A 16,211-nucleotide genomic window follows, 5' to 3' on the forward strand; every position below is an offset into this window, starting at 1 on the left:
AATCCGACTACTGACCCGCATCGCGTTCGGGTTCAAAAACGTCGACGCCCTCATCGCCCTCACCCGCCTACACCTCGGCGGCTACCAAACCCCACTACCCGGCCGCAACTCTCCCACCTGACCCACACATCAGACAGGAGAGCCGTGCATTCGCCCTTGATCGACGGGGCAGAGCGCCCTGCGGGCGGCGCAACGGGCGCCGCGCGCGGGCGGGGTCACACGTAGGTGATGAACTCCAGCAGGGATCCGTCTGGGTCGCGGAAGTAGACGCTGGTGCCTCGCCCGCGCCCGCCGTGGCGCGGCACCGGCCCCTCCTCCACCGCCACCCCATGCGCGCGCAGGTGCGCGACCGCCTCGCCCGCCGTGCCGGGCCAGGTGAAGCACAGGTCGCTTCCGCCGGGCACCACGGGCGGACGGGCCACGAGGCTGCCGACGTCGAGGCCCGGCCCGTGGACGTTGAGCTGCTGGTCACCGAACCGGAACGCCACCCGCCCGTCGGGGTGCTCGACCACCTCGGCGCCGAGCACCTCCCGGTAGAACGCCGTCGACCGTTCCCAGTCGCTCACCGCGATCACGCAGTGGTCGATCCGCACCGCCATGCCGATCACTCTATCCGGGCGTCCGGCTGTCACACTCTGTCCGTGGGTGCGGTCGAGGGTGAGTTGGAGAGCCCGAGTTTGGTGGAGCTGGCCGTGTCGCGGCTGCGCCGGGAGATCCTCAGCGGCAAGACCGAGCCCGGCGAGCGGCTGGTCGAGGAGCAGCTCACCCGCCGCCTCGGCATCAGTCGGGCGCCGGTGCGCGAGGCCCTGCGCCTGCTCGCCCAGCAGGGACTGGTCGAGCACGTGCCGCGCCGCGGGGTACGCGTGGCCACGCTCTCCGACCGGGACGTCCGCGAGCTGTACGCGGTACGCGATGTGTTGGAACGGCATGTGGTGGAGACGGCGCTGCCGGTTTCGCGGGAGGCCGACCTGGCGGGTATGCGAGCCGCGCTCGACGAGATGGCCGAGGCGACGCGCGGCGGCGACCGGCTGCGTATCGCGGAGGCGCACCGGCGTTTCCACCTCGCGCTGGTCGCCCTCGGTGGCAACCGGCAGCTCGTCGAGGTGCAGGAGTCGGTACTGGTCAAGCTGCAGCTGTACATGGCGCTGAACCTGAGCCGCGAGGCGTCGGCGCACGAGGACGACGGGCTGCACCGCCACGAACACCTGTTCGACGCGGTGGCGGCCGGTGATCGGCGACGGGTGCTGGAGGAGCTGGCGTCGCACGGCGCCCACGCCTACATGACGTGAGGAGCGCGTCACAGCGTTGTAATAAACGAGCGAGGCGGTCGAAACACGACGGTCGACAATCGACAGTATGCCAATCGGGACCGCCGCCGTGGCGAACATCGCGGACCTGCGCCGTGGATACGCCAGCGACGCCTTCTCCCCTGCGGACGTCGCCGAGACGGTGCTGGCCCGCATCGAGGCGCGCGGCGACGACCACGTCTGGATCGCCACGGTGCCGCCCGACGAGCTGCGTGCCGCGGCCGCCGCGCTGGCCCGCCGCCGCGACCGCCTCGCTGAGCTGCCGCTTTACGGCGTCCCGTTCGCGGTCAAGGACAACATCGACGTGGCCGGCCTGCCCACCACCGCGGGCTGTCCCGACTTCTCCTACCGGCCCGAGCGGACCGCTCCGGTCGTCGCCCGGCTGCTCGACGCGGGCGCCCTGCTGGTCGGTAAGACAAATCTGGACCAGTTCGCCACCGGCCTGACCGGTGCGCGCTCGCCGTACGGCAGCTGCGGCAGCGTCTTCGGCAACGACCTCATCTCCGGCGGGTCCAGCTCCGGATCGGCGGTCGCGGTCGCGGCGGGGGTGGTGTCCTTCGCATTGGGTACCGACACCGCCGGCTCCGGACGAGTACCCGCGGCGCTGAACGGGATCGTCGGCGTCAAGCCGACCCGCGGGCTGCTCAGCACGGCCGGTGTGGTGCCGGCCTGCCGGTCGCTGGACTGCGTCTCGATCTTCACTCGGGACGTCGCCGACGGCCGCACCGTGCTCGGCGTCGCGCGCGGACTGTCGCCCGACGACCCCTGGGGTCGCGGCGCGCCCGCGACGAGCGTGCACCCGCGGATGCCGGCGACCCTGCGCTTGGGCGTCCCCCTGCGGGAGGACCTGGAATTCTTCGGAGACGAGGGTCAGTCGCAGCGCTTCGCCGCCGGCAGCCGCCGGGTCGCGGACGTGGTGGCCGATGCTGTACCGGTCGAGCTCGGTCCGCTTTTCGAGGCTGGCGACCTGCTCTACAAGGGACCGTGGGTGGCCGAACGCCTGGCCGCCCTAGGCGACTTCCTCGACAGCCATCCCGACTCGGTGCTCCCGGTGACCCGGAGCGTGCTGGAGCGCGGCTACCTGTTCGACGCGGTGGCCACCTTCCGCGCGCAGCACCGGCTCCGCGAGCTTCAGGCGTGGACCGCGCGCCTGTTCGAGCGCGTCGACGTGCTCGTACTCCCCACGATCGGCACCACGTACACCCACGCGCAGATCGCCGAGGAACCGCTGACCCGCAACCTCGACCTGGGCCGCTACACCCAGTTCGCCAACCTGCTCGACCTCGCCGCCGTCACCGTCCCCAATGGATTCACTGTGGACGGCCGGCCGGCGAGCCTCACGCTGATCGGTCCCGCGTTCAGCGACGCCACGCTCATCCGGCTGGCGACCGAGGTCCGCCTGGAAGGGGGAACGACGCCATGACAACTATCGGGCCGGTGCGCGCCGAGCCGTACGCCTGGCCGTACGACGGCACCGTACCGGTCGAGCGCACCGCTCTGCTCTGCATCGACTGGCAGACCGACTTCTGCGGCCCGGGCGGCTACGTCGACAGCATGGGGTACGACGTCGGGCTGACCCGCGCCGGGCTGCCCGCGACCGCGAAGCTGCTCGACCATGTCCGCTCGCTGGGAATGCTGGTGATTCACACCCGCGAGGGCCACGACCCGGACCTGTCCGACCTACCACCGAACAAGCGCTGGCGCTCCGCCCGGATCGGTGCCGAGATCGGCTCGCCCGGGCCGTGCGGGCGCATCCTCATCAAGGGGGAGCCCGGGTGGGAGATCGTTCCCGAGGTCGCGCCGGTGGCCGGTGAGGTCGTCGTCGACAAGCCCGGCAAGGGCGCGTTCTACGCCACCAACCTCGACCTCGTCCTGCGTACCCACGGCATCACCCACCTGATCCTCACCGGCATCACGACGGACGTGTGCGTGCACACCACGATGCGCGAGGCGAACGACCGGGGGTACGAGTGCCTGATCCTCTCCGACTGCACCGGCGCCACCGACCCCGACAACCACGCCGCCGCGCTGCACATGGTCACCATGCAGGGCGGCGTGTTCGGCTGCGTGTCGACGTCCGGTGACGTGATCGCGAGCACCTCGTGATCGCCGTCGGGGCACGGCCCTTCCCGTACGTCTTCGACCCCGCCGCGACGGCGCTGCTCGTCATCGACATGCAGCGCGACTTCCTGGAGCCGGGCGGCTTCGGCGAGAGTCTCGGCAACGACGTGTCGCAGTTGCGGCGTACCATCGCGCCCACCGCGGCCCTGCTCGCGGGCTGGCGCGACGCCGGCCTGCCGGTCATCCACACCCGCGAGGGCCACCTGCCCGACCTGAGCGACTGTCCACCCGCGAAGCTGGCGCGCGGCGCACCCAGCATGCGCATCGGCGACCCCGGGCCGAAGGGGCGCGTCCTGATCCGCGGCGAGTACGGGCACGACATCATCGACGAACTCGCGCCGCTGCCCGGCGAACCGGTCATCGACAAGCCCGGCAAGGGCGCGTTTCACGCCACCGAACTGCACGCCCTGCTGACCCGCGACGGCATCCGTGGCCTGGTGGTGACCGGCGTGACGACCGAGGTGTGCGTGCACACCACGGTCCGCGAGGCCAACGACCGCGGGTACGAGTGCCTCGTGCTCGCGGACTGTGTCGGCTCGTACTTTCCCCGCTTCCACGAGATCGGCCTGGAGATGATCGCCGCGCAGGGCGGCATCTTCGGCTGGGTCGCGTCCTCCTCCGACGTCCTCGCCGTCCTCCCCACGGGGGTGCCCACATGAAGCTGCCGTACTGGGTGCGCGGTGACACCAACGCCTTCTTCGGCTTCGGTGTCAACGTCCTGGTCAACGTGCTCACCCTGACCGCGCTCTGCGTCGGCGTCATCCACCTGCCGGGGGGCAGCGTATTCGGCGACATCCTGCCCGCACTGGGCATCGCCCTCGTCTTCGGCAACATCTACTACACGGTGCTCGGCCGCCGCTTGGCTCGCCGCGAGAACCGCGCCGACGTCACCGCCCTGCCGTACGGCCCGAGCGTCCCGCACATGTTCATCGTGATCTTCGTGATCATGCTGCCGATCTACCTGCGCACCCAGAACCCGGTGCTCGCCTGGCAAGCCGGCGTCGCGTGGGCGTTCATCATCGGCGTCATCGTGCTGATCGGCGCCTTCGTCGGCCCGTACATCCGCAAGTACGCCCCGCGGGCCGCGCTTCTCGGCACGCTCGCCGGCATCTCCATCACCTTCATCTCCATGAACCCGGCCGGTCGCATGTGGAGTCTCGCGTGGGTGGCGCTGCCGGTGTTCGCGTTGCTGCTCGTCGGGCTGCTCACCGACGTCAAGCTGCCCGGCAACATCCCCATCGGGCTCGCCGCGCTGCTGCTCGGCACCGCCATCGGGTGGATCGGCGGCGCGATGTCCGTGCCGGACGTCACCGGTGCGGCGAAGGACATCGCGCTCGCCTTCCCGACGTTCCACCTCGGACTGCTCTTCGACGGCCTCGGCGACATGGCGCCACTGCTCGCCACCGCCATCCCCCTCGGGGTGTACAACTTCACCGAGGGCATGACCAACGTCGAGAGCGCCGCCACCGCCGGCGACAACTACAGCCTGCGCAACGTGTTGCTCGCCGACGGGGCCGGCGCTGTCATCGGCGCCGCGCTCGGCTCACCGTTCCCGCCCGCCGTCTACGTCGGACACCCCGGATGGAAGGCGGCCGGCGGCCGCACCGGGTACTCGATGGCCGCCGGCGTGGTGGTCGCGGCGCTCTGCTTCCTGGGCATGTTCGGGCTGCTCGGCGCGATCTTCCCGACCGCGGCGATCGTGCCGATCCTGCTCTACATCGGACTGCTCATCGGCGCGCAGGCGTTCCAGGCGACGCCACGGGCGCACGCCGCCGCGGTGGTGGCCGCCCTGATACCGAACATCGCCGCCTGGGCCACCGGACAGATGGACAACGTGCTCGCCGCCGCCGGCACCACCGCCGCTGAGGTGGGCACGGAAGCGCTGGCCGGGGCCGGTGTGGTGTACGACGGACTGCTCGTGCTCGGCCAGGGCGCCATCCTCGCCGGGCTGGTACTGGGCGCGATCGTCGCGTTCATCATCGACAAGCGCTTCGCGCACGCGGCGGCGTTCGCGGCGTGCGGCGCGTTGTTGTCGTTCATCGGGCTGATCCACGGCGAGAAGATCGCGTGGAACGCCAACGGCGAGGTTGCCCTCGGGTACGGCTTCGTGGCGGTGATCTGCGGGGCGTTCGCGCTCGCGAAGATTCCCCCGCGGGTGCCGGACGCGGAGGAACTGGCGCTGGACCGGCTGCACGGCGGCGGCGCCGCTCCCGAGACGGACGGCGGCTCGGACCAGAGGCCGCGCGCGAGCGCACCGGTGGCGTCGTAGATGAACGCGGACGATGTGAACCGGCCGGAGGTCGTCGCCGAGGTGGCGGCGGCCTTCGCCGGCTACGAGAAGGCCCTCGTCGACGGCGACGCCGACCTGGTGGCCGGCTACTTCTGGGAGTCGGGCGAGACGGTCCGGTACGGCATCGCCGACCACCAGGTCGGCTACGACGAGCAGCTCGCGTGGCGGCGCGCGCAGCCACCACTACCGCCCGGCCGTGTCCTCCACGACACGCGTGTCACCACGTTCGGCACCGGCCACGCCGTCGTCACCACCCTGTTCGGGTATCCGGATCGCCCGTTTCTCGGCCGCCAGTCCCAGACCTGGATCCGCCTCGCCGAGGGCTGGCGCATCGCCCACGCCCACGTCTCCGAGATCCCAGCTCCCCCGGCCTGACCTACCGGCCCGCCGTGGCGGCTACCTTGTCCGCCACCAACGCGGGCGACGCGGCGTCGACCGTGGCTTGACGCGGCACCAGACCACCGTCCTGGTCGCGTTTCGCGGTCGCCAGCGCCATGCCGACCAGGACCAACGGCAGGGCCGGCACCGCGTACCGGGGCTCCATCACCGACGTCGCCACCGTGATCGGGATCATGACGAACCCGGTGACAGTCCACATTGTGGAGTCGATGCTCCGCCGCCAGTCGTGTCGGCGGGCCGGTTGCGGAGCGACGTCGCTCGGCCGGGCGTACAGCACCAGGGTGCCGGAGACGATACCGGTCTCGCGGCGGCGGCGTCGCTGCCACACAAACGCCCCGGCACAGAACAGCACCGCGACACCGACCAGCGTCGGCGGGACGGTGGCGACTTGCGAGTACCGGTACAGCGGCGTCATCAGCGAATGCTCATGCCGGCCGGAACGCATCGTCGCATTGCGGTCCTGCGGATCCGGCGGCGCCATCCACGCCTGGCAGTGGTGGGTGTCCCCCGTATGGGGCATGCGCCACAGCCGGTCGAAACACCGGTACCGCTCATCCGACGAACCACGCGGCCACATCATCAACCCGGTCTCCACGAGGATCGTCCGCGCGTAGTCGACCGGCTGCGCACGAACCGCCTTGCCAGCGAACGACTCGAAACGCGCGTCGTTCGCCCGCCCCGGAAACTCGGTGTTCGGACCCGGCGACCACAGGTACAGATCAGCCGCCTTCCGCTGGCCCAACGGCTCCGGCGGACACAACGGCCGCTCCTCCTCGGTCAAAGTCAGCCGATCACAGTCGACAAAAGTCGACACCCGCGCCCACAGAAACCGCCCACTGTAACTACTGAGCGAGAAGTCTCCATGGTGACGTTGATTCATCGAGGCGTATCCCGCCAGCGGCACCGCGGCCGCTACCGCGAACGCCGCCACCCGCACCACACCTACCCGTTTCACCAGCAGATACAGCATGACGAGGCCGATCAGCGGCAGCCCGACGGTGCGGGTGGTCGTCGCCGCCGCGAACAGCAGGCCCGCACCACCGCACGCCACCACCCCGGGGCGCCGCGACCAGCACAACGCCACCATCCCACCGACCAGCAGCCCGGTGAACAACGCCTCGGCCAGCAGGAACTGCTCCAACAACACGGTCCGCGCGTCGAGAAGCAACACCGCCACCGCCACCGTGGCGACCCAACGCCGCACACCACGACGCACCATGAACACGTACAACAACGCCGCGACCGCCAACCCGATCAGATGCTGCACCGCCACGATGAGCCGCACCGAGTCAAACGGCAACAACAGCCACAAGAACCAGGAGTACCCCATCGGCCGCGCCACGTTCGGCACCAACGTGTTCGCCACACCCATGTAGACACTCGAGTCACCGGTGAACCACAGGCCGGGCGAATACGCCACCATCGTCAGCAACCGCAACAACGCCCCAGCCGCGAAAATCACCAGTACCGGCCAGTGCGCGGGCACCCAACGAAGCCATTTCGGTACCCAACGTGCGACCCACGAACCCATACGTCTCCCCCATGTTGATCACGGCTATCCAGAGACGCCGCAGGGGGGTCTTCCGTTTCACGAAAGACGCGGATTGCCCGTTCGGACACTCCAAACAAGCCAGACGTACATGGGGTAGGGGCTACGGCCGGGTGGTCGCGAGGGTTTCGTCGAGCCACGCGAAGTACTCCTCCGGCGGCTGCGAGCCGATGAAAATCTCGCCATGCTCCTCGATCACGACCAGGCCGTGTCCACGACTGCGGAGCAGTCGCGCCATCTCGTGGCCGAGAGCCGGTTCGCCACAGGGCCGGCGGCCGAGGCGGAGGCCACGCTCGAAGGCCGGGTTGCGGGTGATCTGGCGGCTGGCGTGGGTATGGATGAAGGCCCACAAATGCGGCAGCCGCTCGGTGAGGACGAACAGCTCGACCGAGTCGGCGGACGGCAGCGCCGGCCCCCGGTACGTCAGCACGTTGGACGCCTCGTCATAGCGCTCCACGAGCACCAGGCGGCTCTCGTCGAGCGGCGCCTTGCACGTGCGGGTCGCGGTGACGACGAGGCCCTCGTCGGTACGAACCGCGATGCAGCCGTCGCCGGGGCCGCGGTGCCACAGCTGGTGAGCCTTGATCCGCTCGGAAGCGGCGCGGAAGAACGGCAGGACCCGGTCGCGCAGGCCGGGCGGCAATTCCGTGCCGGCGCGATGCGGCTGGTACCGCACGCGCACGGACTCCGCGATCATCGCGTCGACGATTTTGAAGTTGGAGACAAGAAACGTCTCGCCGAGCGTCAGGTCGGGCCGGATGATATTCAACCGGTCACCGGTGGCCCGCTTGACCGCGTCGATCGCCGGTATCGCGTCACGCGACGCCCGCACGTCCGGGTACGCGAAAGCGATGCTCGCCGTGTCATACGCCTCGCCGAGGCGGCCGCTCGTGGCGTCGAGCAACGCGTCGTCCAACGGGCCGTCCCACACCGTCATCAGGTGGTGCAGGCCGCGTGCCAACTCCCGCGACGCGGGCGGCGCCGAGAGCCGGTTGAGACTGAAACCGTATCTGCGCGCCGCCTCGCCCGCGAGATGCACAAGGCGGTCACGCACCCCGAGCCGATCGTGGACGACCAAGTCGACAGCCGCCTCTTCCCGGGTGAGTTTTGTCGCGTAGTCATAACTATCGGCCATGCGCCTCACGACACTCCGGTTGTGCGACGAACAAGCAACCATCGTAACGGCGAATGTCAATGTTGACCTATATCGGTTTGACCGTAGAGGCTCATATGACATCGAAGGGCATTATTGTCGTTTCGGAGACCGGTCACAATCTGAGGGAGGGGCCATGACGGAGCTTCAGCGGTACCTCGCCGAGGAGGTCGCGGAGGACCTCGCCGACGGGATCATCACGCGACGCGAGGCGGTGCGCCGGCTGGGCCTGCTCGGCGTGACCGGCGCGGCGGCGACGGGGTTGCTGGCCACGTTCGCGGCCACCCCGGCGGCCGCGAGCACGCAGACCCGAGGCGGCGGGCACGGCTCGTCCGAGACCACCTGGGCGCCCGTCCCCCGCGAGTCGATCACGTTCGCCGGTCCGCGCGGGCCGCTGCTGGCCGCCTGGGCACCCGCCGCGAAGCCGCGCGGCGGCGTCCTGGTCATCCACGAAAACCGCGGCCTGACCGAGCACATCCGCACGGTCGCCGGCCGGCTGGCCGCCAGCGGATACTCGGCGCTGGCCCTCGACCTGCTCTCCGAAGAGGGCGGCACCGGCGCGTTCCCCGGCGAGGCCGAGGTCGCGGCCGCCCTGTCGACCATCCCGCCGGAACGTTTCGTCGCCGACATGAAGGCCAGCGTCACCGAGCTCAAGCGCCGGGTGCGCGGCAAGAAGCTGGCCGCGATCGGGTTCTGCTTCGGCGGAGCCATGGTGTGGCGCCTGCTCGCCTCCAGCGAGCCGCGCCTGGCGGCGGCCGCGCCGTTCTACGGCCCGTTCCCGACCGACGGCGACCTGTCCGGCTCCCGCGCGGCGGTCCTCGGCGTCTACGGCGGCCTCGACACGCGCGTCAACGCGACCCTGCCCGCGGCCAAAGCGGCGCTCGAAGCGGTCAGGCTGCGGTACGAGCTGCTGACATTCAGCGAGGCCGACCACGCGTTCTTCAACGACACCGGCGCCCGCTTCAACCCCCACGCCGCGACCGAGGCCTGGCACCGCGTCCTGACCTGGTTCGACGCGGCCACAAGCCACCATTAGAAAGAGAATTTGAGCTACCGCGACGCCCGCCGCGGTCAAGACCGTCGCTCCCGCGGCCTCACCCTCCGCGTTCCCACGCCCGACACGCCGATCAAGGACGAACGCACGCGGTTTGATCTCTTCTCCGCGCACGTCCGCCCCCAGGCCAACCCAACACGGCGTGTCGCCACGCCCCACACGCCGATCAAGGGCGAATGCACGTGGTTTGATCTCTTTCCGCGTGCATTCGCCCTTGATCCATGCGAATGCCCTTGATCGGCGCGCACCGCGCAGGGCGCGGCGACACGCTGCCCCAGCCGGGCTCGCGCACAGCGCGGCTGGCGCACAGCGCGGCTCGCGCACAGCGCGGCTCGCGCACAGCGCGGCTCGCGCACAGCGCGGCTCGCGCACAGGCCGGGTCACGCACAGGCCGGGTCACGCACAGGCCGGGTCACGCGCGGGCCGGGTCGGGGCGGCGAGGCGGGGCGCGCACAGGCCGGGTCGCGCGCGGGCCGGGTCGGGGCGGGTTGCGCGCGGGCCGGGTCGGGGCGGCGAGGCGGGTGGGGTGACGGTCACTGAGGGCTGGGCCAGGCGGCGGACATCAGGGCGCGGGCCAGCCGCGGCTGGCACAGTGCCGGGGTGCTGTCGACGTACTGGTCGATGGCACCGATCAGCGGCAGCGCCGCCAGGTCGGCGTCCTCGATGCGCGAGACCAGGGCGGCGGCGAACCGGCCGCCGTCGATGACCGGGTAGGGGCGGTCGAAGAACGGCCGCCGGGTGGCGTCGACGGGTGGCGCGAGGCCGAGGCGGTTCTGCCACTCGCCGGCCGCCTCGTAGGCGGCGCACAGTGCCGCTTGCCGCGGCGCGGCGCCGGCGCTCAGCGCCTCGTCCAGGGCCGCCGCGATGGGCGCCACGCCCGGCAGCCCGGCGAACGCGGTGCCCAGCCACTTGCTGTACGGCGGGAAGCGTCGCGCCAACAGCAGGCACAGCCGCATGACCTCACGGGCCATCCGCGCCGCCACCACGCGGCTGCCCACCTCGTCGCCGGCTTCGGCGGTGCGGCCGACGAACGGCTCCTCCTCGCCGATCCGCGCCCACTGGCAGGCCAGCAGGTAGCGCCAGACGTCGTCCGGGTACCAGCTGAGCGCCGCCCGCACCGCGCTCAGCTCGCCGATACCGTCGTAAAATACGTCTCCGCCGGTGACCTCCGCGAACCGTTGCGCCGGCGTGGCCAGCCAGTCCAGGATCGTGACGCCCGCACGCGGGTCGAAGCCCAGCAGCTCGCCGCACCAGGCGCCCACGTCGGTGACCACCACCCGGTGGGCGACCGGCCCGTCGGTGGCCGCCATCACCCGCACCGGCCCTTCGGCGGGAGCGAAGTGCGTCGGCCAGCCCCGGAACCGCTTCGGCAGCCGCGCCGCCAGCAACGCCGAGATCTCGTCGCGGTGCCGCGCCGCGTCGCTCGGTGCCACGAACAGCTCCAGCCGTGGCCCCCAGTCGTGGTCCACCGACCGTTCGCTGTCGAAGCCCGCCGCGTCCGAGCCCGGCCCGACCCGCGCGGCCGCGTACCGCAGGCCCGGAAACGCCTCGTCCAGCAACGGGCGAACCGCTTCGGCGTAGAACGCCCGGCACAGCGTCAGCCCGGGCAGGAATGGCGGGTACACCGAGCCACCGTAGAGCCGCCGGCTCGACGCCGTCACCGCATTTGCCGCCCGCCGTTAGAGTGTGCCGGTGATCGGCCGGTTAGGGGTGGCGGCAGCCGTCCAGGTGCTGCTGCTGGGTGCCGGCGTGAGCGCCTGCGACTCCTGTGCCGGCGAGGTGGCCGATGCGGAAGCCAAGGTGCACACCGATCGGCGCTGGACCGAGCAGGACCTTCCCGGCATCGGGCAGTACGTCGAGGTGCACTGGCAGGGGCGGGCTCTCGGCGACGCGTGCTCCCGCGTGCCGGGCCCGACGGACTGGGAGTACCAGGGTCTCGTGCGGATGCGGGCGGAGCAGGCCCAGTCGCTCCTCGCGGCGTACGAGTGGACGGTGGCGGCGCCGGGGCCGTTGTGGCCCGCGCTACAACCGTTGGTGCCGGCCGGTGTCGAGTGGCAGCGTAGTGAGCGCTACGAGGAGGCGCTCGACGGCCAGGGCCGCCCCGCCGACGTCTACCTGTCCCCCGGCGACGCCCTGGTCTACTTCTCCATCCAAAGCTGAACCCTCCAAAGCTGAGCGCTCCAGAGCTGAGGTCACGGTGGCTCGAGTCTTGACCGTCGTTTGTTGGGCACTGGCCGCGCCGGGGCTGCTGTGGGCGGCCGTACGGCTGTTCGGGCTGGAGCGCGGGCCCTTGGTGCAGCTGCTCGCCTTCACCCCGTACGTCGCCGGCTGGAGCCTGGTCCCGCTGGCGCTTGCCCTCGCTTTGCGGCGCTGGGGTCCGGCGAGCGTGGCGGCGGTCGCCGCGATAGCGCTCATCGGCGTTGTGGTGCCCCGCGCGGTCGGCGGTTCGGACGGCACGAACGGGCCGGCGCTGCGGGTGCTCACCGCCAACCTGCTCGCCGGCGCCGCCGACATTCCCGCGCTGGTGGCGATCGTCCGCGAGCGGGCAGTGGACGTGCTGGCGGTACAGGAGTTCACGCCGGACGCGGCGGCCGAGCTCGACCGGCACGGGCTGGCCGAACTGATGCCCCACCGGTGCCTCAACCCGATCGTCGGCACCGAGGGATCCGGCCTGTACTCGCGCCATCCGCTCACCGACACCGGTGTACGGCACAACGAGGGCGGCTTCACCCAGGCGTACGGCACGGTGCGGGTGCCCGGCGGGGCACACCCGGTCGTGGAGTCGGTGCACCCGGCGGCGCCGTACTCGCTGGCGATGCTCGGCCTGTGGCGCACCGACCTGGCGGGCCAGTCGAAGGCCACACCGGACGGTCCACTTCGGATACTGGCCGGCGACTTCAACGCCACATTGGACCACGCGCCCTTGCGCGACCTGCTCGCCTCCGGCTACCGCGACGCCGCAGACGCCGCCGGGGCGGGCCTGACCGGCACGTGGGGCCCGTACGACGGCGACCGGATACCGCCGGTCACGATCGACCACGTCCTGGTCGATCGCCGGATCGGCGTGCGCGAGGTGCGGGTGTACCCGGTGCCCGGCAGCGACCACCGTGCCGTTCTGGCCGAACTCACCCTCCCTTGACGTAAATCCCGCCTTTCCCATCGACTGGATAGATGTGGCCGACATCCCAAACAGCGCCCCCGCGTTGACAGGTCGTTGCGCCGCCGTGAACGATCGAGGCATGACACAGCAGGCCGAGCTCCTCACCGCCTGCCTGGTGATCGACCTGGTTCGGTATGCCAGCGCGCGCTGTCCCCGCTGACGCGCCCGCACGCCACCGGCCAGTCCCTCTCTCTCCACCTGGAGTCCTCATGTCGATCGCCACCCTGCCCACCCACGCGCCCGTCACCCTCGCCGTCAGGCTCTCCCTTCCCGGCGAGGCCAGCCTCCAGCCGGAGACCCGGCAGCTCCTGCAGACCCTGCGCGAGCTGGCCGAGCGCTCCAACGAGGTCACGATCCAGGCATTGTCCGAGCTCGCGACGGCGCCGGAGGCCACCGAGCAGTCGGAGCACGAGCCGGTGCGGATCCTGCCCGACTCGCGCGACGCCTACCGCGGCGCGGCTCCACTGTCGCTGACGCGCGTGGAGTTCGACCTGCTGCTGTTCCTCGCCGAGAACCCGCGCCGGGCGTTCACCCGCCCGCAGCTGCTCGCCGCCGTCTGGGGTCATACCCACGCGAGCGGGCGCACGGTCGACGTCCACATCAGACGGTTGCGGGCGAAGATCGGCGAGGAGCTGCCGCTGATCACGACGGTGTACGGCATCGGCTACCGCCTGCACGACCGGGCCCCGATCGTGGTCGAACGGCGATAGCCGGACACTCCCGTAAAACCTATTAAGTCTATAGGTTAGCTATGGACATCGACGCGTGAGCGCCATACGTTACGACGCATGGATCGCTCTCTCACCACCCTGTCCCGGCGCCGGCTGGTAGTGGCCGCCGCCGGGACCACGCTCGCGGCCACGCTCGGCTCCACGAAAGCGATCGCCGCACCGGCCACAGTGGACACCGTCCTGGAGTGGTACGACGTGACCGCCGGCGCGATCGCCACCGGTACCCGGCCGCAGGTGGCCAGCAGCCGGGCCTGGGCGATCGCCTGGCTGGCCGCGGCTCGCGCCGCCGGTACCGGCCCTGGCGGCGCCTACCGGGACGCGGCGCTCGCGTCGGCGGTACACGAATCGCTCAGTGCCCTGCTCCCGGACAGCGCGTCCGCGCTGGACGCCGCGCTCGCGACCACGCTGGCGCGCCTTCCGGCCGGGCCGGCCCGCGACCACGGCGTCGCCGCCGGGCTGGCCGAGGCGCGGGCCCTGCTGGCGAGCCGCGCCGGCGACGGCCTGGAGACGGCCGCGGCGGTGAACGCTCCGTTCCCGACGCCCGCACCCGATCCGGGGATCTGGCAGCCGACGCCACCGGCGTTCACCCCGGCGCAGCAGGCCGGCAACCGCCTCGCCAGGCCGTTCCTGCTCAGCCGCGCCGACCAGTACCGGCCGGGGCCGCCACCCGCGCTGGGCTCGGCGCGATACCTGGCGGACCTGGCCGAGGTGCGCGACTACGGTGGGGCGGCGAGCACGCTGCGGACCCAGGCCCAGGCGGACACGGCCACGTTCTGGCTGGGCTCGTCGCTGGTGCTGTACACGGGTGTGCTGCGCGCGGCGGTCGCCCAGTCACCGCGGGGCACGGCCTGGCGGGCCAGGCTCGTGGCGCTGTTCCACGTGGCCCTGGTCGACACCCAGATCGCCACCTCCGACGCCAAGTACGCGTACCTGCGGTGGCGGCCCGTCACCGCAATCCGGGCGACCGAGGATCCGGCGTGGACCCCGTTTCACACGACGCCCGCGCACCCCGACTACCCGAGCGGCCACAACACCTACTCCGGCGCCGCCGAGCAGGTGCTGACCGCGCTGATCGGGCCGCGCTCGCGGGCACCGTTCACAATCGACAGTCCGAGTCAGCCGGGCGCCACGCGCACCTACACGTCGTGGAAGCCGCTCAGCGACGAGAACGTCGACGCCCGGGTCTGGTCGGGCATCCACACTCGCGCCGCCGACGAGGTCGGCATCCGCCTGGGCAAGGCGGTGGCCGCACACGCGATCCGGAACGCGGGGCGCCTGCTTCACCGGAGCTGAGGGCCCGGCTCGCGACGCGCGCCCACCAACACTCCATTGAGGGCGATCACCAGCCAGATCCCGTTGAGGGTCGCCGACGGCCAGGCGCCGTGGACCAGCGCGTTGACCGCGAGGCCGACCGAGCCGAGCAGGTTCATCGCCTGGAACGCCCGGCCGGCGGCGATCCTGCCCATCGACAGCAACAGGTACGCCAGCAGCAGCACCGCCGCCCCGCCCCACCCGGCGACCTCGGCGAGGATCATTCCGGCACGATCGCGTAGGCGCGGACCGGGAAGGTGCCGAAGTCGCGCACCGGTGCCGGGGCGGCGTGCAGCCGGGCGCCGGTGTCCGGCAACCGGTCCAGGCCGGTGAGGTGCTCCAGTACCGGGATGCCGGCGGCCAGCAGTCCACTGTGGGCGGGCCGCTCGCCGCCGCTCGCCGTGTCGTCGATGTTGACGCTGTCGATGCCGACGAGCGCGGCGCCCGCCCTGACCAGTCGCTCAACACCAGCCGCCGTCAGGTATGGCGCTGGCGCCCCATAGTTCGGCGTACCCCAGTGGGCATCCCAACCGGTGTGCAGCAGGACCGCGGCGCCGGCCACCTCCAGGCCGTCGAACGCCTCCGGGCCGATCCCCCGCGCGCCCGCCGCGCGCACCACGACCGCCGGCAGGTCGGCCACCGCCGACAGCGGCAGGCCGGCCAGGTCGGTGCCGCCCTCGTACCGGTGGAAGGGGCTGTCGACGTACGTGCCGGTGTTGCCGATCATGCTGATCCGGTCGATCGCGAACTCCGTGCCGGGCGCGTAGTGCCCCCGCGAGTCCTCCCGGGTCAGGTGCGGCGTGATCTCGGGGCCGGGCAGTCCCGGGTACGTCGTCATGCCGGCCGTGATCACGTGACTGAGGTCGACAAGGCGCCCCTTGGCAGACGGGCCGCCCCGCGATCCCTTGTGCGGCTCGGCCACCACCCGCACGCTGTCGAACCGCACCTCGCCGACCATCAGCAGCGCCAGGTGCCGCACGAGAAGCCCGCCGAGGACGTCCTCGGTCACCTCTGGACCCGGCACGTCCAGTCGGAAGTCGCGGACCCGCAGGTCACCGCCGTTGCTGAAGGTCACGGTCGCGTCGAACACCGCTCGGTACTGCGTCATGCCCCCATCCTCCGCCGCCGCCCGCGTA

The 16,211-nt window shown here is 71.4% G+C and carries 17 protein-coding genes; 11 read left to right on the top strand and 6 right to left on the bottom strand.

The genetic code is table 11. The annotated features are described in order from the left end of the window. Positions 1 to 215 precede the first annotated feature (215 nt). Positions 216 to 599: a VOC family protein gene (locus tag QMG73_RS37430; RefSeq protein ID WP_281903718.1), complete on the bottom strand. Its 384-nt coding sequence runs from the start codon at positions 597 to 599 to the stop codon at positions 216 to 218. A gap of 42 nt (positions 600 to 641) precedes the next feature. Between QMG73_RS37430 and QMG73_RS37435 the strand changes: the two genes are divergently transcribed. The 6 genes from QMG73_RS37435 (at position 642) to QMG73_RS37460 (ending at position 6,093) form a co-directional block, all read left to right on the top strand. Then, positions 642 to 1,289, top strand: a complete 648-nt coding sequence (locus QMG73_RS37435; RefSeq protein ID WP_281903719.1) for a GntR family transcriptional regulator — start codon at positions 642 to 644, stop codon at positions 1,287 to 1,289. A 67-nt stretch (positions 1,290 to 1,356) separates the two neighbouring features. Next, a complete protein-coding gene (gene atzF / locus QMG73_RS37440; RefSeq protein WP_281903720.1) occupies positions 1,357 to 2,730 on the top strand; it encodes an allophanate hydrolase in 1,374 nt (457 codons plus the stop codon). After that, positions 2,727 to 3,413, top strand: a complete 687-nt coding sequence (biuH, locus tag QMG73_RS37445; protein WP_281903721.1) for a biuret amidohydrolase — start codon at positions 2,727 to 2,729, stop codon at positions 3,411 to 3,413. The genes atzF and biuH overlap by 4 nt, the downstream gene beginning before the upstream one ends. Further along, a complete protein-coding gene (locus tag QMG73_RS37450) occupies positions 3,410 to 4,087 on the top strand; it encodes a cysteine hydrolase family protein (protein WP_281903722.1) in 678 nt (225 codons plus the stop codon). The genes biuH and QMG73_RS37450 overlap by 4 nt, the downstream gene beginning before the upstream one ends. Then, positions 4,084 to 5,697 (top strand): regulator, encoded by a 1,614-nt coding sequence (locus tag QMG73_RS37455; protein ID WP_281903723.1) that lies wholly within the window; start codon positions 4,084 to 4,086, stop codon positions 5,695 to 5,697. The genes QMG73_RS37450 and QMG73_RS37455 overlap by 4 nt, the downstream gene beginning before the upstream one ends. Further along, complete coding sequence (locus tag QMG73_RS37460; protein WP_281903724.1) at positions 5,698 to 6,093, top strand: AtzH-like domain-containing protein; 396 nt, start codon at positions 5,698 to 5,700, stop codon at positions 6,091 to 6,093. A gap of 1 nt (position 6,094) precedes the next feature. Here the strand turns inward: QMG73_RS37460 and QMG73_RS37465 are convergent, their stop codons facing one another. Then, the gene (locus tag QMG73_RS37465) at positions 6,095 to 7,603 is read right to left on the bottom strand and encodes a hypothetical protein (protein WP_281903725.1); all 1,509 of its coding nucleotides are present in this window, start codon (positions 7,601 to 7,603) and stop codon (positions 6,095 to 6,097) included. A gap of 166 nt (positions 7,604 to 7,769) precedes the next feature. Then, a complete protein-coding gene (locus QMG73_RS37470; RefSeq protein WP_281903726.1) occupies positions 7,770 to 8,801 on the bottom strand; it encodes a hypothetical protein in 1,032 nt (343 codons plus the stop codon). A 154-nt stretch (positions 8,802 to 8,955) separates the two neighbouring features. Here QMG73_RS37470 and QMG73_RS37475 point away from each other — a divergent pair, with 154 nt between their 5' ends. Further along, entirely contained in the window at positions 8,956 to 9,855 is a 900-nt protein-coding gene (locus QMG73_RS37475; protein ID WP_281903727.1) for a dienelactone hydrolase family protein, read from the top strand. Positions 9,856 to 10,406: 551 nt separating this feature from the next. Here the strand turns inward: QMG73_RS37475 and QMG73_RS37480 are convergent. Beyond that, positions 10,407 to 11,498, bottom strand: a complete 1,092-nt coding sequence (locus QMG73_RS37480) for a DUF4037 domain-containing protein (protein WP_281903728.1) — start codon at positions 11,496 to 11,498, stop codon at positions 10,407 to 10,409. A 67-nt stretch (positions 11,499 to 11,565) separates the two neighbouring features. On the opposite strand from QMG73_RS37480, the gene QMG73_RS37485 reads away from it, so the two are divergent. From QMG73_RS37485 to QMG73_RS37500, 4 genes are all read left to right on the top strand, one after another. Beyond that, positions 11,566 to 12,033, top strand: a complete 468-nt coding sequence (locus QMG73_RS37485; RefSeq protein ID WP_281903729.1) for a hypothetical protein — start codon at positions 11,566 to 11,568, stop codon at positions 12,031 to 12,033. Positions 12,034 to 12,082: 49 nt separating this feature from the next. Beyond that, on the top strand, positions 12,083 to 13,012 hold the full coding sequence (locus QMG73_RS37490) for an endonuclease/exonuclease/phosphatase family protein (RefSeq protein WP_281903730.1): 930 nt from the start codon (positions 12,083 to 12,085) through the stop codon (positions 13,010 to 13,012). Positions 13,013 to 13,242: 230 nt separating this feature from the next. Further along, a complete protein-coding gene (locus tag QMG73_RS37495; RefSeq protein ID WP_281903731.1) occupies positions 13,243 to 13,743 on the top strand; it encodes a winged helix-turn-helix domain-containing protein in 501 nt (166 codons plus the stop codon). A 78-nt stretch (positions 13,744 to 13,821) separates the two neighbouring features. Beyond that, a complete protein-coding gene (locus QMG73_RS37500) occupies positions 13,822 to 15,057 on the top strand; it encodes a vanadium-dependent haloperoxidase (RefSeq protein WP_281903732.1) in 1,236 nt (411 codons plus the stop codon). Here the strand turns inward: QMG73_RS37500 and QMG73_RS37505 are convergent. Beyond that, positions 15,045 to 15,299 (bottom strand): CBU_0592 family membrane protein, encoded by a 255-nt coding sequence (locus tag QMG73_RS37505; RefSeq protein WP_281903733.1) that lies wholly within the window; start codon positions 15,297 to 15,299, stop codon positions 15,045 to 15,047. The two genes, QMG73_RS37500 and QMG73_RS37505, sit on opposite strands and share 13 nt — an antisense overlap. Continuing rightward, a complete protein-coding gene (locus tag QMG73_RS37510) occupies positions 15,296 to 16,183 on the bottom strand; it encodes a cyclase family protein (protein ID WP_281903734.1) in 888 nt (295 codons plus the stop codon). Before QMG73_RS37510 ends, QMG73_RS37505 begins: the two co-directional genes overlap by 4 nt. Between the last annotated feature and the right edge of the window lie 28 nt (positions 16,184 to 16,211).

Origin of the sequence: Phytohabitans aurantiacus (assembly GCF_027923225.1) — a bacterium.
Taxonomy (GTDB): Bacteria; Actinomycetota; Actinomycetes; order Mycobacteriales; family Micromonosporaceae; genus Phytohabitans; species Phytohabitans aurantiacus.

Excerpts from the sequence above, each read along its gene's own strand:
- QMG73_RS37430 (WP_281903718.1), bottom strand. The coding sequence starts at position 599 with ATGGCGGTGCGGATCGACCACTGCGTGATCGCGGTGAGCGACTGGGAA.
- QMG73_RS37510 (WP_281903734.1), bottom strand. The coding sequence starts at position 16,183 with ATGACGCAGTACCGAGCGGTGTTCGACGCGACCGTGACCTTCAGCAAC.
- QMG73_RS37495 (WP_281903731.1), top strand. The coding sequence starts at position 13,243 with ATGTCGATCGCCACCCTGCCCACCCACGCGCCCGTCACCCTCGCCGTC.
- QMG73_RS37470 (WP_281903726.1), bottom strand. The coding sequence starts at position 8,801 with ATGGCCGATAGTTATGACTACGCGACAAAACTCACCCGGGAAGAGGCG.
- QMG73_RS37500 (WP_281903732.1), top strand. The coding sequence starts at position 13,822 with ATGGATCGCTCTCTCACCACCCTGTCCCGGCGCCGGCTGGTAGTGGCC.
- QMG73_RS37455 (WP_281903723.1), top strand. The coding sequence starts at position 4,084 with ATGAAGCTGCCGTACTGGGTGCGCGGTGACACCAACGCCTTCTTCGGC.
- QMG73_RS37460 (WP_281903724.1), top strand. The coding sequence starts at position 5,698 with ATGAACGCGGACGATGTGAACCGGCCGGAGGTCGTCGCCGAGGTGGCG.
- QMG73_RS37475 (WP_281903727.1), top strand. The coding sequence starts at position 8,956 with ATGACGGAGCTTCAGCGGTACCTCGCCGAGGAGGTCGCGGAGGACCTC.
- biuH (WP_281903721.1), top strand. The coding sequence starts at position 2,727 with ATGACAACTATCGGGCCGGTGCGCGCCGAGCCGTACGCCTGGCCGTAC.
- QMG73_RS37505 (WP_281903733.1), bottom strand. The coding sequence starts at position 15,299 with ATGATCCTCGCCGAGGTCGCCGGGTGGGGCGGGGCGGCGGTGCTGCTG.
- atzF (WP_281903720.1), top strand. The coding sequence starts at position 1,357 with ATGCCAATCGGGACCGCCGCCGTGGCGAACATCGCGGACCTGCGCCGT.